The sequence below is a fragment of the Thalassospira profundimaris genome (assembly GCF_003326755.1).
Taxonomy (GTDB): domain Bacteria; phylum Pseudomonadota; class Alphaproteobacteria; order Rhodospirillales; family Thalassospiraceae; genus Thalassospira; species Thalassospira profundimaris_B.
The window spans coordinates 90,107-113,088 of record NZ_JPWH01000010.1 but is presented as its reverse complement, the minus strand read 5'-3'; the positions used below and the strand labels follow the sequence as shown (position 1 = coordinate 113,088).

Here is a 22,982-nt window from a genome sequence, read left to right as displayed (position 1 = left end):
TATGACATTCGTATAAGAACTTGCAGTAAAATTTGCACTCGGGAGGAAAAAATGATCCAAAAAGACGAAAATACCGAAAAATACATCGTCCGTGAGGATAGTGGTGCAGTATCCATACTCACTCTGAATCAATCACGACAAAGAAATGCCCTATCCTCAAAGATGATGTCGGCCCTGATTTTTGAATTAAACGACATTTCGGAGTCGCCGAATATTCGCACCGTGATCCTGGCTGCCAATGGACCAGTCTTTTGTGCCGGTCATGACTTGAAAGAATTAAAAAGTATTTCAAGTTGCGAGGCCCATGCTGCCCTGTTTGCCCAGTGCAGCGAGTTAATGATGCGAATAGTTACCCTGCCCCAGCCCGTTATTGCCCGTATACATGGCATGGCAACGGCCGCCGGATGCCAGTTGGTGGCAAGCTGCGACCTGGCCGTTGCCAGTGAAACGGCAAAATTTGCCACACCGGGGGTGAATATCGGCCTGTTTTGCTCGACCCCGATGGTGGCCCTATCGCGCAATATCGCCCGCAAGCACGCCATGCGCATGCTCTTAACCGGGGACCCCATTTCCGCCGAGCAAGCCTGGCAGATGGGCCTGGTATCCGATGTGGTTGCGGAAGATGACCTTGAAAGTGCCACACATGCGCTGGCCTTGCGCATTGCCGAAAAATCCGGTTCGACGGTTAAAATCGGCAAGGAAGCCTTTTATCGCCAGATCGAAATGCCGCTGGCCGATGCCTATGATTATGCCGCATCCGTCATGACCACCAATATGCAAACCCGCGATGCCGACGAGGGCATTGGCGCCTTTATTGAAAAACGTCACCCGACCTGGCGGCATGAATAACAGAGAATATTCCCGGTTGCACGGCCCACAGGCAGCCGGGATGCCTGTTTTGTCATGTCCGGGCAATACAAGCCCGGGCAGGATGGGATTGCGCCATGTTTCGCAGTCAAACACCGCATTTATAACGCGCAAAAAGCCGCCACATACCGTACCATGACGGATCGGCGAGACAGGATAACGGGAGACGGACTGTGACACTTGAATTATGGGTTACATATGCACTGGCCTGCAGCATTGTGCTGGCCATTCCCGGCCCGACCATCATGCTGGTGGTCAGCTATGCCCTGGGCAAGGGGCGGCAAACGGCCTGGGCCACGGTGCCCGGCGTCGCATTGGGCGATTTTACCGCCATGACGGTGTCCCTGCTCGGGGCCGGGGCTGTCTTGTCCGCCTCGGCAACGGCGTTTGGCATCCTCAAACTTGCCGGGGCCGGGTATCTGATCTATCTGGGCATCAAAATGTGGCGGGAAAAACCCCATAACCTTGAAGAGTCCAAAGAAACCCGGCGCAACCGCCCGTCCCGCATGTTTTTACATGCCTATATTGTCACGGCACTCAACCCCAAGGGCATTGTGTTCTTTATTGCCTTTGTCCCGCAATTCGTAATCGCGCATCAGCCCGTCACCCCGCAATTCACCGTTTTGATCGCAACCTTTGTCGGCCTGGCGATGATCAATGCGCTGCTATGGGCGCTGGCGGCCGGCACCATGCGGGAAAAATTCCGCAGCCCGCGCGCCCTGCAAATCATGGGACGGGCCGGTGGTTCGGTTTTGATTGCCGCCGGGGTGATGACGGCCCTTGTGCGCCGGGTAAATGCCGCAACCTGAAAACAATATCGGCGATTTTCTAGCGACCTGTGGCCCGGACACGGGCCCCTGCCCGATTGCGCCGCCGCGCCGATGAACCCGCCAGATCGGGATCATCCGTATTGCCGCGTTTTTCCCAAAACTGTTTGATGACGGGATACAGAGCAATCAGCACACCAGCAATCAGGACAATCCAGGCCGGGCGGGGCGGATACATCCAGTAAAAATTGGCCTGCAAAACCCGCAAGGGCGGAACGCCGGTTGCCAGGGCAAACCAGGCATATTCAATCGCCGCCGTGCCGATGGCCGCCGCAATCGCCAGCCCCAGCAGGGTAACGGGCGACTTCATTTTCCAGTTCATCTTGCTGGCAAACCGTGAGAGCATCAGCCACAGATAAAAACCGGCCATCAGGGTTGCCTCGGTAACATCGGCCTTGGACTGCATGAAAAAATGCAAAATACCCAATGCCGCAATACCGTAACTTGCCTTGTGCAAGCGGCCCCAGTTTCGCCCCAACCGCCGCATCATGCCATTGGTCGAGGTTATGCCCAGCACGACCAGCCCCATCACCGCGACAAAACCGATGGTCAGATAAATCCGCACGACAATTTCGGTCGCAATGCGCGATATGTCAAAGGACTGATCAATACAATAAAGCAGCAGATGACAAAGCGCATAGCCCAGTGCCGCCAACCCGACCATCCGCCGCACCAAAACGATTTTGGTAAATTTCGTTACCCGGCGAAAAGGCGTGATCGCCAGGGAAATCAGCAACATGCGAATGGCCCAGTCGCCGGAGCCATGAATGGCATCCTTGATCGGCAAAGATACCCCGTCATGAAACAGAACCGGCCACAGCACGACACATCCCGGCACCAGGATGGCAATAAAAACCATCAACTTGAAACTGGAAAAACGACCGGCATGATCAAGCCACGGAAACATGGGCTTTCCTTCTGTGATGATATAGCAGCAAGAATATCTGCACAGGCCAGCGGCATGTTGCAAATCTATCTGCCTATAGAACGCAACACAGGGGCAAAGATCACTTAAACTCATGATCAACTCTGCGCGAGGCAGGCATCACAAAGCGTCACAACCCGGATGCCATTATCCCGACGCAATGCGAGCCTAGACTCTTAACCAAATGCGCGAACTCCGCTGATGGAAAGAAAAAACATGAGCACTTTCACCAATCCCGACACAAACAGCCTGCGCGAATTGTTTAACACCACCAAAACCATTGCCCTTGTCGGCGCAAGCCCGAAGCCCGAACGACCGTCAAATCGGGTTATGGCATTTCTGCTCGGGCGTGGTTTTCACGTCATCCCCGTCAATCCGGGACAGGCGGGTGATAAAATTCATCGTCAAAAGGTTTATGCCCGGCTGGCTGACATCCCCGAGCCGGTCGATATGGTGGATATTTTTCGTAATTCGGAGGATGCAGGCGGCGTTGTCGACGAAGCGATCGCCATCAAGGCCAAGGCCGTGTGGATGCAGCTAAATGTCATCAACGAAGAAGCCGCCCGCCGCGCCCAGGCTGCCGGATTAACCGTTGTCATGGACCGCTGCCCGGCGATTGAAATTCCGCAAATTTTCGTTGCGGACTGGCGCAAAACGAACTGAAAACACGACATCCCCAAAACGGCAAAGGTTTTGGGGATGTTTTCACACGAAGAAGACACGCAATTGAACCGCAAACGGTCCTGATCCTGTTGTGATCGCGGCCGGAGAATGATTATTTCTGTGCGGTCAGGGTTCCGGCAATTTTGCCCGTACCGGTCTGGCAAAGGCGGATCAGGTCGGGAACCAGCCCTTTGTTGCCAATAAAAACCGGCTGTACTGCACTGGTAACGTCATATGTCGTGGTATGTTCATCCATCACGGCATCATAAAGACCCGGTGTTTCGGTAATAAGCGACATCACCCCGCCACGGTTGATGCGCATGGATGCAAAGCCGCTGCCATAGGCAACACGGGCACATTCACGGCCCAAAACATTGTCAAATTCCTTGACCAGCTTGTAACGCGGATTTTTTACCAGATTATCCCGCGAGAGAACCTGAAAAGGTTTTAACCCCGGCGACGGGATATATTTTGGCAATTGTGCACGGGACTGAACAATATACCCGTCGGGAAAATAAACAGCGACATCCTCGGACAGCAAAACACGGTCGCCTAAAATCGGGCCGGAGCGCAAAAGTTCCTTAATGCGTTTATTGGGAATTTCCCCGGAAAAACCATTGAACCGCAGAACTTTTGAATCCCCGCGTTCCTTGGCAAACAGTTTTTCAAACGGAACAACCGGAGTCGGCTCTGCCGCCTGTGCCGCAACATGCGAATAAGTGAGAAGACCAAGCCCGAATACTGCCGAAACAGCACACAAAACACTCTTTTGCCAAAACGACGTCGTGTTCATTTTCCCCCCGGAATATCGGTTCGCTCAATCATCAGACCAAACGACTGTATGGGTTTAGCTGATCATTTCAAGCATAGTTTCCCTGCCTGAATCCCCGTGTCTTTTGACAATTCAAAAAAAACAACGGGATGGCATGATGCCATCCCGTTGCCAAAGATTTGGTAAATGACCGACGGTTTATATTAGTTGTCGATCGAAATGGTAACACGACGGTTACGCGGCTCGCGAACCCCATCCGGAGTCGGGATCAGGAGATCGCTTTCACCAACGGCTTTTTCTTCAATGCCGCCAGCCTTGATGCCGCGGGCTTCGAGAGCCGAAGCAGCGGTATCCGCACGACGCTGGGAGAGCTTCTGGTTGTAGGAAGCCGGACCAGCGGCGTCGGTGTGACCAACGACAGTTACCATACCCGGGTTTGCAGCCCACTGCTCGGCAGCCGCATCGAGAACGCGTTTGGCAACCGGGGTGATTTCGGATTTGTCAAAATCAAAGAAAATGGTGAAAAGACGCGGTGCAGCAGCCACCGGCTGTGTTTCGGTCGCAGCAACCTTCGGTGCCTTCAGCTTGGCGATTGCGTCTTCGTATTCTTTCCAGCATTTGGTGATCAGGTCGGTCTGCCAACCTTCTTCACTTTCTTCAATCCAGCAATCGTAACGGGCCTGTGCCGTTGCAGCAACGTCAGGCATTGCTTCACGGGCACCGCCGTCCAGAAGACCGATCAGTTCATCACGAACAGCGCGCTTCTGGGCGATTTCCTGGTCGTCAAAACGCCAGTTTGCCGGGTCTTCCGGAAGAATTGTTTCATTTTGTGCAACTTTTGCTGCCTTGCGGGCAAAAAAGTCGGCATCAAAGAAGTCGTACCATTCATCGGCTTCGCGCTCTGCGTAAGCGATGTATTCCGCCTTGAGGTCTTTGCCAAAAGCGGTGGTCGGCTCGGCACCATGAAGAGCCGAATCAAGCGAGCTGTCATAGGTGAGCGGATTGCCACCGTAGGCAACAGCGGTGCCTGAATTGTCAATGCTGCTACATGCGGCCAGCATACTGACGCTGCCAATTGCGACGATTAAAGACGAACGAAACTGCATGTTCTTTGCCCCAGTAGTTCAGGTTGTTATCAAACTCTAACAATAGTACCAAACGTGGTATTATTATGACCGGAAACGTGCAAAAAAGCGAAAGGTTCCAAGATATTATTTTTTATCGTGGCACCGAGCAACCTTTTCATACCGCTCAAACCATGTAATCCTAGGTTCATCCTACGCCGTAAGAGAAAAACAAGATCACTTTATTTTTAGTGGCCAAGTATACGAGGTTTGCATGAACGGCACAGACACGAATTCGATTGTGGAAATGATTCGCGCTTTTGCCCTGGGCATGGGCATTCAGATTGTCAGCGCAATCATCATTCTTATTGTCGGCTGGTGGGCCGCAGGCAAAGCCGCCGCCCTGGTTCGGCGCGCATTAAAAAATACCAGACTTGTTGACAATACCCTCAAGCCGCTCGCGGCAAGCGTCGTACAATATACTATTCTTATATTCGTCATTGTCGCCGTTCTTTCGAAATTCGGCGTCGAAACCACCAGCATCATTGCCGTGCTTGGTGCGGCGGGCCTGGCAATTGGCCTGGCACTCCAGGGAACGCTGTCAAATATCGCCTCTGGTGTGATGATTCTGGTTTTGCGGCCACTGCGGGTGGACGAATTTGTCACCGCCGGTTCGGTGTCGGGCACGGTGGTAGAAATTACCCTGTTCACGACTCTGATGAAAACGGCAGACGGCGTCTATATCTCGGTGCCGAATTCGCAAATCTGGAACAGTGCCATTACCAACTATTCGCGCAATCCGACTCGCCGCCTTGATATCAAAGTCGGCATTTCCTACGAGGATGACGTCGATGCCGCGCTGGAATTCATGAAAAATCTGGTTGCCAGCGACAGCCGCGTTCTGACCGAGCCGGAGCCAATGGCCTTTGTTGCCAATCTGGGGGAAAGTTCGGTTGATATTACCGCCCGCGGCTGGGCCAATACGCCGGATTTCTGGGCAACCTTCTGGGATCTGAGCCGCCGGTCGAAAACCGAACTTGAAGCAGCCGGTTTTTCCATTCCGTTCCCGCAGCGCGATTTGCACCTGAAAGCCGATAGCGCCGAAGCCCTTTCGGCGGCCATGCAGGCCAAGGCCGATGCAAAACCGGCCTCACGCAGCCGCGCAACGGCGGCAAAACCCAAAGCCAGCAAAACAGCGGCCAAACCGGCAGCCAAGAAAACCTCTTCTGCTGCGGCCAGTGTTGATGCGGATCCAACGCCAGATAAAACCTCTGGCGAGACAAAGGCCTGAACCAGTGGGTGCGATAAATCTCGTACCGGAATAATCTGGTTGCCGGGTGATATATTTCAAGCAAAACGGACGTCCCTTTGGATGTCCGTTTTTGTTTGACAGATTTGTTTGGTCGACTGGCAAACCAGAGAGGAAACACTATCTTTTGCGGGGCGTAGTAGCCTGCTGTTACCCGCACACCCTGCAAATATTCTATGCTTCGCCCGCACATCACAATCATCACGGGAGAAACGATTATGCCTGCCAAAAAAATTCTGATGCTGGTCGGTGATTATGCCGAAGACTATGAAACGATGGTCCCTTTTCAGACACTGCTTGCGGTTGGTCACAGCGTTGATGCCGTGTGCCCGGAGAAAAAGGCGGGCGACTCTGTCCGCACTGCCATCCACGATTTTGAAGGCGACCAGACCTACAGCGAAAAACGCGGCCATAACTTTGCATTAAATGCAAATTTTGACGATGTGAAAGCCGCCGATTATGACGCCCTGGTCATCCCCGGGGGCCGCGCACCGGAATATCTGCGCCTGAACAAAAAAATTATTGAACTGGTCAAGGAATTCCATGCCGCGAACAAACCCATCGCAGCGGTTTGCCACGGCGCGCAAATTCTTGCCGCAGCCGACATCATTCGTGACCGCAAGGTTTCGGCCTATCCGGCCTGTGCACCCGAGGTGGAACTTGCCGGCGGCACCTATATGGAAATCGAGATTGATGCCGCCTATACCGATGGCAACCTGGTCACGGCCCCGGCCTGGCCTGCCCATCCACAATGGATGGCCCAATTCCTGAAGGCCCTGGGCACAACCATCAGCCTGTAACTGGCCGCACGACCTGGCGAGCCAAGACAGAACAGGCCAAACAGGCTATAATGTTACATATGTTAACACTGTAGCCTGTTGGCCGATTTGTCTCACAAGACAGGGACACCACCGCCGGGAAACCAAAATCATGTGCAATATCTATTCGGAAACCGACCCCGCCCTGTATGAAACCGTCACCCGGTCCGTCCGGATCAACGGGGTTGTCACCAGCCTGCGGCTTGAACAGCGATTTTGGCAGATTCTTGATGAAATTGCCCTGAAGGAAAAATGCACCACCCCGCAGTTTCTGGGGATGCTGCATAACGAGGTTCTGGCCCAGCGCGGCACCATACCCAATTTTGCCTCGCTGCTGCGGGTGGTTTGCACCATATATTTACAACAGCCCGACACATCCCCCCTGCCCGTCACCACCGGCACAAACATTGCCAACAGCGCGCACCGGGCCATCGCCGGATAAACCCGCCGCTTATACTAATCAGGCTTCAGGGTCAGCTTAACCAGGAGGCAATTTCGCGGCTGTTAAAGCCGGGCATCGCCGAGCGGGTGCCGCGATACGGGTCTGCGGCGCAGTTTGCCTCGGCATTGCGTTTATTTTGCATCCCAACGGCGGTTGCAAAATCCATCCGCGATGGCGACAACCAGGATTTTGCCGATTTCTCGGCATTGTCCCGTTTGGTTTCGCGGGTTTTGGCCTCGTAAATCCAGCGCAATTCCTGCTTGAGGGTTTGATATTCCGCCGTATCGGGGGCGGCATTGACCTCGGACACAATCTGGATTTTGACCATTTGCGGAAAACAGTCCAGCCGTTCAAGCAGCATGAATTTTACACTGGGCCGCACAGCGTCCGAGCGCATCAGCTTGATCACCAGGCGTTTGTAAATTTCGATGCGCAAATTGCCACTGGTCGCAAGTTCGATAAATTCATCGACAAAATCCCGCGCTTCGCGCTTGCCATCCAGCAAGGCACGCAAATTTTCCGTCATCGCCCGGCGGTAAAATTCGCGAATTTCCACAACATGGTTGGAGGCACGGTTGCGCACCACGTGCATGGATTCGGGGCTGAAGGCATTTTTGGTCAAAAGCTTGATGCAGTCATGCACCAATTCATGCTTGGTGGCATCGCCCACCACTTCAAAAATACCGGTAATCAGTTCCTTGCATTTGGCATGTGGCCCCATGCGGGTGGCAGCGGCCAGCGCCATCGGGCTTTCCGGGTCTTTGGTCGCAATCACGGCCAGCGCCAGCGGGTCATCATATTGCAGCAGGGCCAGATCATTACTAAGCAGATGTTCCGGCATCAAAAGACGTTTGCGGTCCCCCGCGCCTGTCACCGTCAAGGGTTCACGCGTGCGATAACTGTCCTTGATGGAAAGCGCATATTTCAGACCGTCATAAGAAATCCCAAGGTCAAGCGACATTGGCGATTAGTCTCCCTTACGACCGAATCGACGCCGCAGGGAGGACGACTTTGAAGATTTGCCGTCCTTTTCGCGTGCAGCGGCATCATCCACCACTTGTTGCGCGGTCTTTTCGGCTTTGGCCTTGTCATCCGCAGCCGGAACGGGAACAGGATCGGTGAAAAAATCGATATACCAATCCATATCGGCACGCGGCATACCATACCGCCCCCCCGTCGCCGGCGTTTCAAGGTCCCCTTCGTCAATACCGGAGCTGATTTGCAAGACAACAGCCGACTGGGCCGACATGCCCGCCCGCCAGGCCATTGCCGTAATGGCGCGGGCACTTCCGGAATCGAGGATTTTTGCCACAACGGATGGCGGCAACTGCCCGTAACGGGCCAGTTCGCGCACCACCGCGTCGTCATCATTCCGTGCCAGGGCATCAAGCACATATTGCTCGACACTGGGACCACGCCGCGCGGACGGATCGGCAAAGGTATTGCCCTCGGCCGACAGGTCGGCATTGGCAATGTCTTCGCCAATCGGCGGGCGGGTATCGCGGGCAACCCGGCTGTCAAAACGGACTTTCTCGATCCGTTGCCGCACCGCCTGGCGCAGGGCACGGGCCACTTCGGCGCGCAGGCGACCTTCTTCAACCAGCGTATCAAACAGCGACGCAGCAATAAAATGCGCCATCCGGCGCTGTGCCGTCCGCGATAAACGATCCCGGCCCGTTACCATGCGCTGCTCGGGCGTTTCATGCCTGCGCGATGCCGGGCGGTCAAAATGCGGGGCGATCTCGACCACATTTTCGGTCGGTTCGTCCCCCTGGCGCAATCGCGAAAACAGGCCACCCTTGGCCTGTTCGGCACTATCCTGGGCCCGGCGGGCAAGCGCACGCTGGGCACGCATGCGTTCGCGGCTCCAGGCCGTGGTGGTGAATTCACCGCGCCCGCGCACCAAATCAACAAAATCGGATTCGTTAAGCAGCTCGACATATTCGATGATATGCACCTGGCCGATATTGGCCAGATCAAGACGCAGCCGGTTCGCCGCCTGACGGGTCAGATAAGGCGTATGACCAAATTCCTGCTCGATCAGGGCGATCACCTGGGGGCGGTAACAATCGGCCAGACGCACAATGGCATCCATAAATTCGTCGACCATCTCCATGCGCTGGGCAGAAGAAAGGTCGGGCAAAAGACGACGCAAACGACGTGACACATCCATACGCGTTTCGCCATCATCCTCGCCGTGGCGGGTGGGCATGTAAAACGCGTCTTCGTCATCGTCAAAATCGTCTTCGTCCGCACCAATGCGCGCGGCAAAACTCAGAAATGATTCGTCCGGCGGTGAGGAAAGATCACCCGCAGGGCGCGGCGCTGCAACAGAGTCGGAACCGGCATTGCCGGTTTGATTCAGAGAGAATTCGTCGGGGGCAACGGTGCGAACAATGTCGGCCAGTTCGCGCAATTTATCGCCAGCACGGTCTTTGCTGTCCGTGTCTTTCGATTTTTGCCGATTGAACATCCAGGCCAGCATGTTCTTTTATTTCCCCACTTTTTTAACGGGTTAGGGCACCAAATTGCCGTTTCCCGGGATCAATCGCCGCATTGACCGCCCCCTTGTAGCAAGGTGCCCTGGCCAGAACAACAAATTAGCCCCAAATTTTCTTTTTAAAACAAAGCCCTGTCAGTACACGTCCCCATGACAGACTGATTTCCATGATTTTTACTATCGGCAGAAATGTTCAAAAAAACCTTAACGCTGCCGCGGCAAAACCCAAACATGCCATATATTTAGCCGTTTTAGACCAAATCATCATCCCGGTCCGTCGGGCAAAACAGGACCCGCCAGCGCCAAACACAAAGGGCCGCCCGACGGCAGCCCCTTGCACAAAACGGTAAACGATGTTGCAGGATCAGGCTTTGATGCCAACCGGCAATCAGTTACGTCCAGACAGCCACGCAATGCGCAGAATATTGGTCGCCCCCGGCGTGCCAAACGGGACACCGGCGGTAATCACCAGCGAATCCCCGCTTCCGGCGAATTCTTCGCGCTTGGCAACATCACAGGCGATTCCCACCATTTCACCAAAATTGGTGGCATCGCGGGTAAAGACCGGATGAACCCCCCAGCACAATGCCAGGCGACGTGCGGTCTGGATTTTCGGTGTAAGGCCCAGAATCGGCACTTCCGGGCGTTCGCGTGCGGCACGATAGGCCGTTGACCCAGATGTTGTATAGGTCACAACCGCCTTTGCACCGATTGTCCCGGCCACCTGGCGGGCCGCCGCACTGATGGCATCCGGGGCATTATGCTCGGGATCCGGGCGCGACGCTTCGCGCAGACGGAAATAAAGCTCGTCGCGTTCAACCCGCACCATGATGCGGTTCATGATGCTGACGGTTTCAATCGGATATTTGCCAACCGCACTTTCGGCCGAGAGCATCACCGCATCCGCCCCGTCATAAATGGCGGTGGCAACGTCGGAGGCCTCGGCACGGGTCGGTGCCGGGTTTGACACCATCGAGTCGAGCATCTGGGTGGCCACAATCACCGGCTTGCCCGCTTCGCGGCAGGCCTTGATGATGCGCTTTTGCAAGATGGGCACGTCTTCGGGCGGGCATTCCACCCCAAGATCGCCACGGGCCACCATGATGATGTCCGACAGGGCGACGATCTCGTCGAGATGCTCAATCGCCTGCGGCTTTTCCAGCTTGGACACGATTGCGGCGCGACCATTGATCAGCTTGCGGGCTTCGGCCACGTCTTCGGGACGCTGCACAAAGGACAGGGCGACAAAATCGACACCCATTTCCAGACCATAGACCAGATCAACCCTGTCTTTTTCGGTCAGCGGTGACATGGGCAGCATGACGTCGGGCAGGTTCACACCCTTGCGATTCGACAGCGGCCCGCCAATTTCGACCGTGCAGTCGGCCGATTTGTCGTCGCACTTGTCTACCCGCATCCGCAGCTTGCCATCGTCCAGCAAAAGGCTGGCCCCCGGTTTCAGGGCGGCAAAAACTTCGGGATGGGGCAGTGAAACACGGTTTTGATCGCCCGGTTTCTTGTCCAGATCGAACCGGAATTTGGCCCCGGGTTCCAGAGTGATTTTTTCGTCGGCAAAGGTGCCCACGCGAATTTTCGGCCCCTGCAGATCCATCAGAACGCCAATCGGGCGGCCAAGTTTCGCCTCGACCTCCCGGATCGTTTCAAACCGTTCCTGATGCTCGGCGTGCTCGCCATGAGAAAAATTCAAACGAAAGACATCGACGCCTGCCTGGACGATTTTTTCCAAAACGTCCGGGCTGGAACTTGCCGGCCCCAGGGTTGCGATGATTTTCGCCTTGCGTTGACGGCGCATCCGCTCTTACCTCGTTGTTTTTCGGTTTACATTTAATTCCGGCGCGACAACCAGAATGACACAGGGCGCGCCAAAATATCCTGATTTCTCGTATCTGGGGGTTCCCCCTTAATAGTGAATCACACCCGCTTTGAACAGTTACTTTTCAACGAAGCCCGGGTCCAATAACAATTTTTTCGCTGGACACCCCCCTGCCCCGCCCTCTTTAAAAGGCACATCAGACATCCATATGCCGGGGCGATGCACCGGCTTTTTACGCGGGAAAATAAAAACATGAGCAAATGGGACCACCGTTTTCTGGCTTTGGCTGCCCACATCGCCGAATGGTCCAAAGATCGCAGCACCCAGGTTGGTGCTGTTGTGATTGGCCCCAAAAAAGAGATTCGCGCCGTTGGCTATAACGGATTTCCGCGCGGTGTGAATGACGAGGTCGAGGCACGCCATCAGCGCCCGACCAAATATGCCTATACCGAACATGCCGAGCGTAATGCGATTTACAATGCCAGCTATACCGGCACCTCGCTGGATGGCTGTGCACTTTATGTCACGCATTTCCCGTGCAGCGATTGCGCGCGAGCCATCATTCAGGCCGGCATTGCCGAGGTATATGTAGACCGGCAAAAACTCTCGGCCGATTTTCTGGAACGGTGGGAACACGATATGAATATTTCCACCGAGATGTTTGGCGAATCCGGTGTGCGGGTAAAGCTGATTGACGCCGAAGGCACGGCTGTTGTGCTGGAAGCGGAAGGGAATACCACACCGGAGGATGAAAAATCGCTAAGTCCCGAGGATCTGAAACAACAGACCAAACACGCACCGACAAGCTAGATCGGACTTGCCGGGCAGGCAACAAACCGGTAATCAGTTACAACTAATCCATGCAATGAATGCCGTTAACATCGCGGTCTGTCGCGTGTTGCGATATCAGGTTTGGCAATGATTGCCACACAATCCAGGACGGATACAAAACCCGATGAGTGCAAAAATTGATTTCAGCAAAATCAGCTTTCTTGTTGTTGATGGCGACAAGATTTCCGCACAGGTCGTATTCGATACCCTGTCTTATTTGGGGGCGATCAGCGTCAAGCGCGTTGGCAAACCGGAAGATGCCTTTCGCATTTTGCGCGCCGAACAAATCGACATCATCATAACGGAATGGCGCCTGCGCGGGATGGACGGGCTGGAATTTCTCGATTCCCTGCGCAATTCCGCCTCGTCGCCCAACCGTTTTGTACCGGTCATCATGTTAACCGCGCATTCCGAACAGCATTATGTCACCACCGCGCGCGATCTCGGCATTACCGAATTTCTGGCAAAACCGTTTAACGCCAAGGCCCTGTATAGCCGCCTTGTTTCCGTCATCACCCGCCCGCGCCACTTTATCAATACCGACACCTATTTCGGCCCGGATCGCCGCCGACGCCAGGTCCCGTTTGACGGCCCCGACCGCCGCGAAACCCAAAACCGGTCACGAAACTAGGAAACAACTGTCGCATCGCCGGGGGAGATCGGTTTTAATACGGCGCACGCATCTTTCCTTTTAACCTGTCGGGACTGATCACCCTCGATGACTGGACAAAAACGGCCAAAAGTTCAAATCATCCCGCCCCGTACCGAACTCCGGCAGCGCGCCGTCAACTTTACCAAAGGTTTTGATATTGACCTGGCACCAGAACAGCTCGAAGAGCTGGAAAAGGTGGTGCAGCGCAGCAGCGATTCTTTTATCCGCAGCATCGGCCATGACCTGACAGAAAGCCGCCAGCTTATTCTCCAGGCCATTGAAGATGCCGATTTGCGCCGTGCCGCCGTCGAGAAATGTTCCGACCTTGCCTATGCCACCAAGGCCCTGGGCGGCACGTTTGACTATCCATTGATGACCCAAATCGCCAAATCGCTGGAAATTTTTCTGGCAAAGCGCAGCACCGCAACCCGGCGGCAATTAATGGTCGCCCAGCTTCATATCGATGCGATTTACGTGATTCTTGCCAGCCGTGTAACGGGGTTTGGCTCATCTGTCGAACAGGCCACAACCATAGCACTCGCCAAACTGGCCGAGCGCTATGCCGAACCCCGGGAATAGCGGAAATAGCGGAAATAGCGCGCCAGCTTTAACCCCCTCCGGGCACCAAACCCGGAGGGGGACACACAACCTTCCGGTCATGCGGGCCCAGGCACATTGCTGTTACACAACAGACCGGTGCCGTTATGCGCCCCTGTCGCCATGCCCGCTATCGTCATGCCCCCTGTCGTCCCTTGAGATGATTTAGGTGATTGGCAAAATCAATCAGCTCGAAAGGCTCTGACGCGTCTTCGGCGGTGCCAGCTTCGCCGTTGCGGCCGGAAGGGTCGTCTTCGCCTCCGGACTTTCCAACCAGATCATCAAGGCGGAGTTCAAGGCTTTCAAGCTCTTGGGAAATGATTGCAAGGCGTTCCTGCATCCAGGCCCGCGACAGCGGCGCATCGCCGCACAACATCGCATTTTGGGCCCCCCATAATTTTACGACACTGCGCAACAGGGCAAGTATGTTCGCCACATCCAGGTCATGACCTGCCGGGCCGGAATTTTCGGCAGAATCCCCCACCGGGTGAAGGTGGGTCAACGCATCATTAATCTGACGCAAAAGCGGGGGGATTGGTCCATCGTCTGTCATGGCAGGGTCCATTCCTGCTGGTCCGGCATTTTTTACCACAGCGGCAAAAATCACGGTAGCTATTTGAAAACGTTATGATTTCACTTATAGAATTTTGCCAATATTTTTGCGTTGATCCGCATCAACATTATTTTCAACCTGGCAAAGAAACATTTTCACACCAATTTCAAAGGCCCCGAACGGTTCGGACAACACAGGCCCGGCCGGCACATTTCCGGCGTTTAAACCAGCCCCCAAACGGGCCTGGCAAAAAAAACGACATTTCATCGAAAAAAGGACTTGTCAGACAGGACCACCCTTTATATAAACCGCGCCACACACCGAGCGGGTGTAGCTCAGTTGGTTAGAGCGCCGGCCTGTCACGCCGGAGGCCGCGGGTTCAAGTCCCGTCACTCGCGCCATTTTCCTTCGGGAAAAACAAAAGAAACGCCGCGATTTATTCGCTGGCGTTTTTTTGTTTTTGGGCGCCGCACAACACCCCCTCCTCATAGCCGCACAATCCTGATCTGGCACAGTGCCAATCACGCGGCTTGCGCAATGTCGCCTTCCCGTTTTTCTTAATCTGATTAATGGAAAATCCGGCATCTGATTGCGCAATATTTATTCATTTCTGTGCCACCGATTTACCACCCGGTTTGCGACGGGCATTTATTTTGCCCGCGACCGGACGTCAAAGCCACCCTACACCCCGTTGACCTGGCACCGATTTTTCGCAGAAAACCGGGCCTGCCAAGTCATTGTTATTTTTTTGCAAAAAAACGCTTGCCAGACCCGGCCACCCTTTATATAAACCGCGCCACACACCAAGCGGGTGTAGCTCAGTTGGTTAGAGCGCCGGCCTGTCACGCCGGAGGCCGCGGGTTCAAGTCCCGTCACTCGCGCCACTCTTTTTAGAGTACAAACAGGTCGCTGATCTTCGGATCATGCGGCTTTTTTTGTCTTTCCCTTCCAAATGCCGCGCCACTATTTCAATATTTAAAATATTCGGCCCCGCATATCAGTCCCGGGATCCTATGATCCCGGAAAACACAGCGTGCACACTTTCGGATTCTGCTGTCGTTCCAACCACTTCCCGGCAGCCCCCTGCCATTTGTCTGGTGCGGTCAAATCAAATATATCAGCATTTTCAATGAACAAGATCACACCATTGCAATCTATAGTCGTTTTTATTTTTACCTGATTCCCGAATACGGGATTTTCGGTTTTTTTACATGCACTTTGTTCGATTTGTTGCGCCGCAGCATTGATTACCCTCCCCAAGTGTGCTGTCATCTTGTAGTTACAAAACGGGGGCGAAAAACGGTATAACCGTTCCAACATTCGCACTTCGGACACCACCAAGCAGGGAGGCGCAACATGCGCAAGCTTATCGCGGGGCTGATTCTCGGCACGTCACTGGCGGCAGCCCCAATGGCCGCCAAGGCCGAGACACCCAAAAACACGCTGGTGATGGCGTTTTCGATTGACGACATCATCACGCTGGACCCGGCGGAAATTTTCGAGTTTTCCGGCGCGGAATATTCGGGCAACACCTATGACCGTCTGATTGGCTATGACAATAAAGACGTTTCAAAAATTTACGGCGTTGTTGCCGAAAGCTGGGACGTTTCCGAAGACGGCAAAACCTATACCTTTAAAATTCGCGACGGCATCAAGTTTGCTTCCGGCAATCCACTGACCGCCGAAGATGCCGCCTTTTCGCTGCGCCGTGTGATCAAACTGGATCTCTCGCCTGCCTTTATTCTGGGTCAGTTCGGTTTGACCAAGGAGAATGTCGATACCCAAATTACCGCACCGGATGACCACACCCTGGTGATGAAAGTCGACAAACCCTATGCCCCGACCTTCGTGCTGTATTGCCTGACCGCCGGTATCGGTTCGATCATCGATAAAAAAGAAGTCATGGCGCATGAAAAAGACGGCGATATGGGCCATGAATGGCTGAAAACCGCCTATGCCGGTTCCGGTCCGTTCGAGCTGAACAAATGGACCCCGAATGAAAGCCTGTCGCTGGTTGCCAATGACGATTACTGGGACGGTGCCCCGGAAATGAAGCGCGTGATCATTCGCAGCATTTCCGAGGCCGCATCCCAGCAGTTGCTGCTGCAAAAAGGCGATATTGATATTGCCCGCAACCTTGAAGCCGATCAGGTCAATGCCCTGAAAGACGACAAGGACATCAAATTCGACAAACGTGCCAAAGGCACGCTGTGGTATCTGGGCCTGTCGCAGAAGAACAAATATCTGTCGAACCCCAAAGTCCGCGAAGCTCTGAAATATCTTATTGATTACAAGGGCATTGCCGATACCATCCTGGCGGGTCGTGCGACCATCCACCAGGCCTTCCTGCCCGACGGGTTCCTGGGCGCATCGGATACCAACCCCTATAAACTTGACGTGGCAAAGGCCAAGGAACTGCTTAAAGAGGCCGGTTATCCGGACGGTTTCACCGTAACGATGGATACCCGTAACACCACCGCCATTACCGCAATGGCGCAGTCGATCCAGGCAACCTGGGCGCAGGCTGGCATTAATCTGGAAATCATTCCGGGCGATGGTGCGCAAACCCTGACCAAATATCGTGCACGTAAACATGATATTTATATTGGCCGTTGGGGCGCTGACTATCAGGACCCGAACACCAATGCCGCCACCTTTGCCTGGAACCCGGATAATTCGGATGATGCCGCGGCAAAACCGCTGGCATGGCGTAATAGCTGGGATCCGAAAGAAATGACGGCCGAAACCGAAGCCGCCGTTCTGGAACGCGACACCCAGAAACGTATCGCCATGTATCAGGACCTTCAGAAGAAGGTCATGGAAAGCGGGCCTTATGTGATCATGTTCCAGGAAACCGAAATCGCCGGTATCCGCAGCAATGTTCATAACTTCAAACTTGGCCCGTCATTCGATACCAACTTCTATCGTTTTGTGACCAAGGATTAAGGAACGGGTAGATGTCTACCGTGACTTCAACCAGACAGGGCGGGCGCAAACGCGCCCGTCTTCTTTCGGGGCCGGTCGGCAGCATTTTTCGCGTCGCCTTCTCCGTTATCATTACATTTTTCGGGCTGTTGCTTGTGACCTTTTTAATCGGTCGCATCCTGCCCATCGACCCTGTCCTGGCCGCCGTGGGCGACCATGCCTCCGAGGCGGTGTATAACCGCGTGCGCGAGGAAATGGGCCTGAACCTGCCGCTGTGGAAGCAGTTCTACATTTATGTCAGCAATGTCCTGCACGGGGATTTCGGCAAATCCGTCCTGACATCGCAACCCGTTCTCAGCGACATTGCCCGCGTCTTCCCCGCCACCCTGGAACTGGCAACCATCGGTACCATTATCGGTGTCATCTTTGGCGTGCCGCTGGGCGTGTTTGCCGCAGTTCACAAGGGTAAATGGCCGGACCATCTGGTGCGCGTCTTTGGCCTGGTGGGCTATTCGATGCCCATTTTCTGGCTGGGGCTGATGGGGCTTCTGGTTTTTTACATGAAACTGGACTGGGTTGCCGGCCCCGGACGTATTGATTCGTTTTATGCCGACTTTATTGAGCAAAGAACCGGGCTGATGCTGGTTGATACCCTGCTTGATGGCGATACCGACCTGTTCTGGAATGCCGTCAGCCATATCATTCTGCCTGCATCGATCCTGGCCTATTTTTCGCTGGCCTATATTGCGCGCATGACACGTTCTTTCATGCTCGAGCAACTGAGCCAGGAATATATTCTGGCCGCGCGCGTAAAGGGGATTTCCGAATTTCGCATCATCTGGCGTCATGCGCTGGGCAATGTGATGGTGCCACTTGTGACCGTGATTGCGCTTTCCTATGCCAACCTTCTTGAAGGATCGGTGCTGACGGAAACCATCTTTGCCTGGCCCGGCCTTGGTCTTTACATCACCAATTCGCTTTTGAATGCCGACATGAATGCCGTGCTGGGCGGTACCATTGTGGTGGGGGCCGTGTTTATTGGCGTCAATATGCTGTCCGATCTTTTGTATCGACTGCTTGATCCGCGCGCCCGAAGGTAAAAAAATGCAAACAGTGACCAAACAAAATTCTGGCGGTTTGCGGCAGTGGCTGACATCAAACACGCCGCAATCGCGGTTTCAGGCCCGCTGTGGCCGTGCCTGGCTGGCCTGGACCAAACTGACGGAAAACCATCTTGCCATGATCGGGCTGGGTATTGTCCTGGTTCTGATCATTCTGACCATCTTTGCTCCGGTTATCGCGCCTTATAATCCGGTTGCCGCCGACCTTGGCAATCGCATTCAGCCGCCCAGTGCCGCGCACTGGTTTGGCACCGACCAGTTGGGGCGCGATATTCTCTCCCGGCTGATTTACGGCGCACAATATACCCTGATGATCGTGGCCCTTGTCACCATCACCGCTGCCCCTGTTGGCCTGTTGATTGGCACGGTGGCGGGCTATTTTGGCGGCTGGGTTGATTCGGTTTTGATGCGCATTACCGATATTTTCCTGGCCTTCCCGAAACTGATTTTGGCGCTGGCCTTTGTTTCGGCCCTGGGGCCGGGGCTTGAAAATGCCGTGCTTGCCATCGCCTTAACCGCATGGCCGCCCTATGCCCGTATTGCGCGTGCCGAAACCATCACGGTGCGCAAATCGGACTATATTGATGCCGCCCGCCTGCAGGGTGTTTCCAGCAGCGGGCTTATTTTGGGCCACATCATGCCGATGTGCATCAGCTCGGTCGTGGTGCGCGTGACGCTGGATATGGCCGGCATGATTTTGATTGCAGCGGGCCTTGGCTTTTTGGGTCTGGGGGCACAACCGCCGACGCCAGAATGGGGGGCAATGGTGTCCGAAGGTCGCCAGTTCCTGCTGGAACAATGGTGGGTTTCGACCGTGCCGGGCCTGGCGATTTTTGTTGTCAGTTTGGGCTTTAACCTGCTGGGTGATGGCCTGCGCGATGTTCTTGACCCGCGCGGAGGAGACTGACCATGCGCCAGGACAAACTGTTATCGGTCAAAAATCTGACCGTCACCTTTTCCACCTCCAAGGGGCCGGTTAACGCGGTGCGCGGTGTGTCGTTTGATCTGGGCCGGGAAAGGCTGGGTATTGTGGGCGAATCCGGTTCGGGCAAATCGCAAACCGGACGGGCCATTTTGGGGCTGACGGCGGCCAATGGCAGCATTGCCGCCGATGAAATGCAGTTCCACGATGTGGATTTGCGCAACCTGAGCCCGCGCCAATGGCGCAAGGTGCGCGGTGCACGCATTTCCATGATCATGCAGGACCCGAAATATTCGCTTAACCCTGTCATGACGATTGGCGATCAGATCATCGAGGCCTACCGCGAACATCACAAGGTCGGCACCAAAGAAGCCACCCATCGCGCCATCGAAATGCTCGAAGCGGTAAAAATCCGTGATCCGCAGCGCGTTTTCAAATCCTACCCGCACGAGGTTTCGGGTGGGATGGGCCAGCGCGTGATGATTGCCATGATGCTGATCCCCGATCCGGAATTGCTGATTGCCGACGAACCGACATCTGCCCTGGATGTGACGGTGCAGCTTCAAGTGATGGCGATTTTGGATGATCTGGTGCGCGAACGCGGCATGGCGCTGATTTTCATCAGCCATGATCTGCATCTGGTCTCGAGTTTCTGTGACCGGGTGCTGGTGATGTATCAGGGCCGCGTGGTCGAGGAAATCCGCGCAAGCGAGCTGGACCAGGCCAAACACCCCTATACCCAGGGCCTTCTCAACTGCCTGCCGAAAATGGATGGCAACCATAACGACCTGCCCGTTTTGCAACGCCAGGCAAGCTGGGCGGAAGGATAAGATAAGCCAATGATTGAAATTGAAAATCTCAATGCCTGGTTTGGCGAAAACCACGTCCTGAAGGATGTCTCGCTCAAGGTGGCGAAAAACGGTTCCTTTGGTTTGGTCGGCGAATCCGGTTCGGGCAAATCGACCGTTTTGCGCACCATGACCGGCCTGGTCGATGACTGGGAAGGCAATATTGTCGTGCATGGTCATGAACTTGGGCCCAAACGCGACAAAACCTTTTATCGCCAGGTGCAAATGGTGTTTCAGGATCCGTTTGGATCACTTCATCCGCGTCATACCATCGACCGGATCTTAAGCGAGCCGGTTTCGGTCCATAAACTGGGCGATTCGGACCGTCGCGTTGTGAAGGTACTCGAACAGGTCGGGCTGAATAATTCCTTCCGGTTTCGCTATCCGCACCAGCTTTCGGGCGGGCAGCGCCAGCGTGTTGCCATTGCCCGCGCGCTGATTCTGGAACCCAGTGTCTTGCTGCTTGATGAACCGACATCAGCACTGGATGTTTCGATCCAGGCAGAAGTGCTTAATCTGCTGGCGGCCTTGCGCCGGGATCTGGGGCTGACCTATATCATGGTCAGCCACGATCTGGCGGTTGTGGCGCATGTATGCGACGATATCGCGATCATGAATCACGGTCGTATTGTTGAACGTGCCACCGCCAGCCAGCTTGCCCAGGGTTCACTTGAACATCCCTATTCGCAACAGCTTTACAAGGCGGCAGGCGGCTATGACCGCGCCGTGATTGACAGCTTTGTCGATTGGGACTGACCGGAGACACCATGACAATCGCCACCAACACCGAATTTGCCACCCCTTTCGCCCCGGCCGACAGCGCCTTGCGCGACTACAAACGCCAGCACATCCCGTCCTTTACATGGGATGCCCATGCCTGCCTGCCGCTGGACCCGATTGTGCCGATTGACCTGCTTGATACCTATCGCGCCGGTCATATTGATTATGTCTGCATCAATGTTGGCATGGATATGAATTCGGTTGCGCATATCCTGCGCGTGATTGCCGATTTCCGCGCCAAAATTGCCGCCCATCCCGACAAATACATGCAGATCGAAACATTTGACGATCTGGCAAAGGCCAAAAAGGCCGGTTTGCTCGGCGTTGGTTTTGATCTTGAAGGGTCGATGATGTTGCAGGACATGCCCGAAATGGTGCCGGTCTTTGCCAAGCTGGGTGTAAAGCAAATCCATTTTGCCTATAACCGCAACAATTCGGTCGCGGGGGGGTGCCACGATACCGATGTGCCCCTCACCGCGCTGGGCCATGAAATGGTTAAGGCGGTGAATGCGGCCGGCATGATCATGGATTGTTCGCATACCGGGCGGCAAAGCAGCCTCGACATCATGCGGGTCTCCAACAAGCCCGTGGTCTTTAGCCATGCCAACCCCAAGGCCCTGGGCGGGCATGAACGCTGCATTGATGATGAACAAATCAAGGCCTGCGCCGATACCAATGGCGTGATCGGCGTTTGCGGCTTCCAGCGTTTCATCAAGTCGGCCAATGCGCCCGAGGTCGAGGATATGCTGCGCCACATCAATTATCTGGTCGAGCTTGTCGGTGTAAACCATGTCGGCATTGGTCTGGATACCATGCCATCGGTCAAAGGGGCCAATGACTTCCCCGAAGGGGTTGACCGCGCCTATTACTGGCCCGCAGAACGCGGCTATGGCCCCAATGCGGGCGGGGCTGCCGTATTTGACCCGCGCAAACTGCCGATGCTGGCCGATGCCCTGATCAACGAAGGCTACCTGCCCGATGATGTTGATAAAATCATGGGCGAAAACTTTATTCGGGTGGCGAAAGAAAGCTGGTTGTCCTGTGATACTGGACAAAATCAGGAATGATGCAACAATGGAACCTTCCCGAGATTGTAACACACAACTATGATCCGCGAAGAGGGCGTTTTCAGAATCTTTGTGATTTGCCCGCATCGGATGCAGAAAACATTCTTCAAGACATTCGCCAATCAGGACTCACCAAAATCAAGCGCAACTATCTAGATCGCAGATTGCGGACAGAAACGTGGTTACGAGAAAAGCGCCAGAACCTGATTGGCATCACCCCCAGAAACACACCGATTTACTTCTTTCTGGGTGATTTTTCTGACGGAAAGGATATTTCCCGCCCCAAGTCAGTACATATACAATTATCCGACTTCAACGAAGACATGATCACATTCACCTATTCCGATAGCATGAATTGCTTCGAGGAAACTGATGATACACGGATCAATATTCCCCCTTTCAATGGACAATTATTTACCCTCAGACAACTCAAAACCGTTGTTTCCAATTGGGGGCTCCCTGCTTGCTACACTTCCAAAAACGCGACCAAAACAACATTTATTGAGATGCAGCTGTGGGATAACGACCCAATTTGCAAAATATCCTTTGATTAACCATGTGATTAACCAATAGAAACCATCTTGATTGCTTGATTCACAGGTGCAATGCCTTTCCACATCGACGAAGATATGGTCAATCAAAGCTATGCGCTGGAATAAGGCACA

23 protein-coding genes and 2 tRNA genes are annotated in these 22,982 nt (G+C 54.4%); 18 read left to right on the top strand and 7 right to left on the bottom strand.

Annotated elements, in window-relative coordinates; translation table 11 throughout:
- Nucleotides 1–51 precede the first annotated feature (51 nt).
- Both TH25_RS13135 and TH25_RS13130 read left to right on the top strand, forming a co-directional pair.
- Nucleotides 52–849 carry an enoyl-CoA hydratase gene (locus tag TH25_RS13135; RefSeq protein ID WP_114088879.1) on the top strand — a complete coding sequence of 266 codons (798 nt, stop codon included), beginning with the start codon at nucleotides 52–54 and terminating at the stop codon, nucleotides 847–849.
- 191 nt (nucleotides 850–1,040) lie between these two features.
- Entirely contained in the window at nucleotides 1,041–1,676 is a 636-nt protein-coding gene (locus TH25_RS13130; RefSeq protein WP_114088878.1) for a LysE family translocator, read from the top strand.
- Nucleotides 1,677–1,695: 19 nt separating this feature from the next.
- On the opposite strand, the gene TH25_RS13125 is transcribed toward TH25_RS13130, so the two are convergent.
- Nucleotides 1,696–2,601, bottom strand: coding sequence for a protein-methionine-sulfoxide reductase heme-binding subunit MsrQ (locus TH25_RS13125; protein ID WP_114088877.1), 906 nt, complete (start codon nucleotides 2,599–2,601; stop codon nucleotides 1,696–1,698).
- Nucleotides 2,602–2,835: 234 nt separating this feature from the next.
- On the opposite strand from TH25_RS13125, the gene TH25_RS13120 reads away from it, so the two are divergent.
- On the top strand, nucleotides 2,836–3,282 hold the full coding sequence (locus tag TH25_RS13120) for a CoA-binding protein (protein ID WP_114088876.1): 447 nt from the start codon (nucleotides 2,836–2,838) through the stop codon (nucleotides 3,280–3,282).
- Nucleotides 3,283–3,394: 112 nt separating this feature from the next.
- On the opposite strand, the gene TH25_RS13115 is transcribed toward TH25_RS13120, so the two are convergent.
- Nucleotides 3,395–4,075 (bottom strand): hypothetical protein, encoded by a 681-nt coding sequence (locus TH25_RS13115; protein WP_114088875.1) that lies wholly within the window; start codon nucleotides 4,073–4,075, stop codon nucleotides 3,395–3,397.
- A 182-nt stretch (nucleotides 4,076–4,257) separates the two neighbouring features.
- The gene (locus tag TH25_RS13110) at nucleotides 4,258–5,160 is read right to left on the bottom strand and encodes an OmpA family protein (RefSeq protein ID WP_114088874.1); all 903 of its coding nucleotides are present in this window, start codon (nucleotides 5,158–5,160) and stop codon (nucleotides 4,258–4,260) included.
- A 232-nt stretch (nucleotides 5,161–5,392) separates the two neighbouring features.
- Here TH25_RS13110 and TH25_RS13105 point away from each other — a divergent pair, with 232 nt between their 5' ends.
- The 3 genes from TH25_RS13105 to TH25_RS13095 all read left to right on the top strand — a co-directional run bounded on the left by TH25_RS13105 (nucleotide 5,393) and on the right by TH25_RS13095 (nucleotide 7,687).
- Nucleotides 5,393–6,409 (top strand): mechanosensitive ion channel family protein, encoded by a 1,017-nt coding sequence (locus tag TH25_RS13105; RefSeq protein WP_114088873.1) that lies wholly within the window; start codon nucleotides 5,393–5,395, stop codon nucleotides 6,407–6,409.
- Between the two features lie 236 nt (nucleotides 6,410–6,645).
- A complete protein-coding gene (locus tag TH25_RS13100) occupies nucleotides 6,646–7,227 on the top strand; it encodes a DJ-1/PfpI family protein (RefSeq protein WP_114088872.1) in 582 nt (193 codons plus the stop codon).
- 130 nt (nucleotides 7,228–7,357) lie between these two features.
- Nucleotides 7,358–7,687 (top strand): ribbon-helix-helix domain-containing protein, encoded by a 330-nt coding sequence (locus tag TH25_RS13095; RefSeq protein ID WP_114088871.1) that lies wholly within the window; start codon nucleotides 7,358–7,360, stop codon nucleotides 7,685–7,687.
- A 31-nt stretch (nucleotides 7,688–7,718) separates the two neighbouring features.
- On the opposite strand, the gene TH25_RS13090 is transcribed toward TH25_RS13095, so the two are convergent.
- The 3 genes from TH25_RS13090 to pyk all read right to left on the bottom strand — a co-directional run bounded on the left by TH25_RS13090 (nucleotide 7,719) and on the right by pyk (nucleotide 12,000).
- Complete coding sequence (locus TH25_RS13090; protein ID WP_114088870.1) at nucleotides 7,719–8,648, bottom strand: hypothetical protein; 930 nt, start codon at nucleotides 8,646–8,648, stop codon at nucleotides 7,719–7,721.
- A 6-nt stretch (nucleotides 8,649–8,654) separates the two neighbouring features.
- Nucleotides 8,655–10,172: a DUF2336 domain-containing protein gene (locus TH25_RS13085; RefSeq protein ID WP_114088869.1), complete on the bottom strand. Its 1,518-nt coding sequence runs from the start codon at nucleotides 10,170–10,172 to the stop codon at nucleotides 8,655–8,657.
- 403 nt (nucleotides 10,173–10,575) lie between these two features.
- On the bottom strand, nucleotides 10,576–12,000 hold the full coding sequence (gene pyk, locus TH25_RS13080; protein ID WP_114088868.1) for a pyruvate kinase: 1,425 nt from the start codon (nucleotides 11,998–12,000) through the stop codon (nucleotides 10,576–10,578).
- A gap of 273 nt (nucleotides 12,001–12,273) precedes the next feature.
- On the opposite strand from pyk, the gene TH25_RS13075 reads away from it, so the two are divergent.
- The 3 genes from TH25_RS13075 (at nucleotide 12,274) to TH25_RS13065 (ending at nucleotide 14,083) form a co-directional block, all read left to right on the top strand.
- The gene (locus TH25_RS13075) at nucleotides 12,274–12,831 is read left to right on the top strand and encodes a deoxycytidylate deaminase (RefSeq protein ID WP_114088956.1); all 558 of its coding nucleotides are present in this window, start codon (nucleotides 12,274–12,276) and stop codon (nucleotides 12,829–12,831) included.
- 145 nt (nucleotides 12,832–12,976) lie between these two features.
- The gene (locus tag TH25_RS13070) at nucleotides 12,977–13,483 is read left to right on the top strand and encodes a response regulator (protein ID WP_114088867.1); all 507 of its coding nucleotides are present in this window, start codon (nucleotides 12,977–12,979) and stop codon (nucleotides 13,481–13,483) included.
- An 87-nt stretch (nucleotides 13,484–13,570) separates the two neighbouring features.
- Nucleotides 13,571–14,083: a transcriptional regulator gene (locus TH25_RS13065; RefSeq protein WP_114088866.1), complete on the top strand. Its 513-nt coding sequence runs from the start codon at nucleotides 13,571–13,573 to the stop codon at nucleotides 14,081–14,083.
- 154 nt (nucleotides 14,084–14,237) lie between these two features.
- On the opposite strand, the gene TH25_RS13060 is transcribed toward TH25_RS13065, so the two are convergent.
- Nucleotides 14,238–14,654: a hypothetical protein gene (locus tag TH25_RS13060; RefSeq protein ID WP_114088865.1), complete on the bottom strand. Its 417-nt coding sequence runs from the start codon at nucleotides 14,652–14,654 to the stop codon at nucleotides 14,238–14,240.
- Nucleotides 14,655–14,978: 324 nt separating this feature from the next.
- On the opposite strand from TH25_RS13060, the gene TH25_RS13050 reads away from it, so the two are divergent.
- The 9 genes from TH25_RS13050 (at nucleotide 14,979) to TH25_RS13000 (ending at nucleotide 22,871) form a co-directional block, all read left to right on the top strand.
- Nucleotides 14,979–15,055, top strand: a tRNA-Asp gene (locus tag TH25_RS13050).
- A 406-nt stretch (nucleotides 15,056–15,461) separates the two neighbouring features.
- Nucleotides 15,462–15,538, top strand: a tRNA-Asp gene (locus tag TH25_RS13040).
- Between the two features lie 472 nt (nucleotides 15,539–16,010).
- Nucleotides 16,011–17,600: an ABC transporter substrate-binding protein gene (locus TH25_RS13030; protein WP_114088861.1), complete on the top strand. Its 1,590-nt coding sequence runs from the start codon at nucleotides 16,011–16,013 to the stop codon at nucleotides 17,598–17,600.
- Between the two features lie 11 nt (nucleotides 17,601–17,611).
- Nucleotides 17,612–18,679 carry an ABC transporter permease gene (locus TH25_RS13025; RefSeq protein WP_114088860.1) on the top strand — a complete coding sequence of 356 codons (1,068 nt, stop codon included), beginning with the start codon at nucleotides 17,612–17,614 and terminating at the stop codon, nucleotides 18,677–18,679.
- Between the two features lie 4 nt (nucleotides 18,680–18,683).
- Nucleotides 18,684–19,607, top strand: a complete 924-nt coding sequence (gene nikC, locus TH25_RS13020; protein ID WP_114088859.1) for a nickel transporter permease — start codon at nucleotides 18,684–18,686, stop codon at nucleotides 19,605–19,607.
- A gap of 2 nt (nucleotides 19,608–19,609) precedes the next feature.
- Nucleotides 19,610–20,452 (top strand): ABC transporter ATP-binding protein, encoded by an 843-nt coding sequence (locus TH25_RS13015; protein WP_114088858.1) that lies wholly within the window; start codon nucleotides 19,610–19,612, stop codon nucleotides 20,450–20,452.
- A 9-nt stretch (nucleotides 20,453–20,461) separates the two neighbouring features.
- A complete protein-coding gene (locus TH25_RS13010; RefSeq protein WP_114088857.1) occupies nucleotides 20,462–21,226 on the top strand; it encodes an ABC transporter ATP-binding protein in 765 nt (254 codons plus the stop codon).
- An 11-nt stretch (nucleotides 21,227–21,237) separates the two neighbouring features.
- A complete protein-coding gene (locus TH25_RS13005) occupies nucleotides 21,238–22,317 on the top strand; it encodes a dipeptidase (protein WP_114088856.1) in 1,080 nt (359 codons plus the stop codon).
- A complete protein-coding gene (locus TH25_RS13000) occupies nucleotides 22,314–22,871 on the top strand; it encodes a hypothetical protein (RefSeq protein ID WP_147253016.1) in 558 nt (185 codons plus the stop codon). The genes TH25_RS13005 and TH25_RS13000 overlap by 4 nt, the downstream gene beginning before the upstream one ends.
- Nucleotides 22,872–22,982 lie beyond the last annotated feature (111 nt).

Excerpts from the sequence above, each read along its gene's own strand:
- TH25_RS13135 (WP_114088879.1), top strand. The coding sequence starts at position 52 with ATGATCCAAAAAGACGAAAATACCGAAAAATACATCGTCCGTGAGGAT.
- TH25_RS13125 (WP_114088877.1), bottom strand. The coding sequence starts at position 2,601 with ATGTTTCCGTGGCTTGATCATGCCGGTCGTTTTTCCAGTTTCAAGTTG.
- TH25_RS13120 (WP_114088876.1), top strand. The coding sequence starts at position 2,836 with ATGAGCACTTTCACCAATCCCGACACAAACAGCCTGCGCGAATTGTTT.
- TH25_RS13115 (WP_114088875.1), bottom strand. The coding sequence starts at position 4,075 with ATGAACACGACGTCGTTTTGGCAAAAGAGTGTTTTGTGTGCTGTTTCG.
- TH25_RS13110 (WP_114088874.1), bottom strand. The coding sequence starts at position 5,160 with ATGCAGTTTCGTTCGTCTTTAATCGTCGCAATTGGCAGCGTCAGTATG.
- TH25_RS13105 (WP_114088873.1), top strand. The coding sequence starts at position 5,393 with ATGAACGGCACAGACACGAATTCGATTGTGGAAATGATTCGCGCTTTT.
- TH25_RS13100 (WP_114088872.1), top strand. The coding sequence starts at position 6,646 with ATGCCTGCCAAAAAAATTCTGATGCTGGTCGGTGATTATGCCGAAGAC.
- TH25_RS13095 (WP_114088871.1), top strand. The coding sequence starts at position 7,358 with ATGTGCAATATCTATTCGGAAACCGACCCCGCCCTGTATGAAACCGTC.
- TH25_RS13090 (WP_114088870.1), bottom strand. The coding sequence starts at position 8,648 with ATGTCGCTTGACCTTGGGATTTCTTATGACGGTCTGAAATATGCGCTT.
- TH25_RS13085 (WP_114088869.1), bottom strand. The coding sequence starts at position 10,172 with ATGCTGGCCTGGATGTTCAATCGGCAAAAATCGAAAGACACGGACAGC.
- pyk (WP_114088868.1), bottom strand. The coding sequence starts at position 12,000 with ATGCGCCGTCAACGCAAGGCGAAAATCATCGCAACCCTGGGGCCGGCA.
- TH25_RS13075 (WP_114088956.1), top strand. The coding sequence starts at position 12,274 with ATGAGCAAATGGGACCACCGTTTTCTGGCTTTGGCTGCCCACATCGCC.
- TH25_RS13070 (WP_114088867.1), top strand. The coding sequence starts at position 12,977 with ATGAGTGCAAAAATTGATTTCAGCAAAATCAGCTTTCTTGTTGTTGAT.
- TH25_RS13065 (WP_114088866.1), top strand. The coding sequence starts at position 13,571 with ATGACTGGACAAAAACGGCCAAAAGTTCAAATCATCCCGCCCCGTACC.
- TH25_RS13060 (WP_114088865.1), bottom strand. The coding sequence starts at position 14,654 with ATGACAGACGATGGACCAATCCCCCCGCTTTTGCGTCAGATTAATGAT.
- TH25_RS13030 (WP_114088861.1), top strand. The coding sequence starts at position 16,011 with ATGCGCAAGCTTATCGCGGGGCTGATTCTCGGCACGTCACTGGCGGCA.
- TH25_RS13025 (WP_114088860.1), top strand. The coding sequence starts at position 17,612 with ATGTCTACCGTGACTTCAACCAGACAGGGCGGGCGCAAACGCGCCCGT.
- nikC (WP_114088859.1), top strand. The coding sequence starts at position 18,684 with ATGCAAACAGTGACCAAACAAAATTCTGGCGGTTTGCGGCAGTGGCTG.
- TH25_RS13015 (WP_114088858.1), top strand. The coding sequence starts at position 19,610 with ATGCGCCAGGACAAACTGTTATCGGTCAAAAATCTGACCGTCACCTTT.
- TH25_RS13010 (WP_114088857.1), top strand. The coding sequence starts at position 20,462 with ATGATTGAAATTGAAAATCTCAATGCCTGGTTTGGCGAAAACCACGTC.
- TH25_RS13005 (WP_114088856.1), top strand. The coding sequence starts at position 21,238 with ATGACAATCGCCACCAACACCGAATTTGCCACCCCTTTCGCCCCGGCC.
- TH25_RS13000 (WP_147253016.1), top strand. The coding sequence starts at position 22,314 with ATGATGCAACAATGGAACCTTCCCGAGATTGTAACACACAACTATGAT.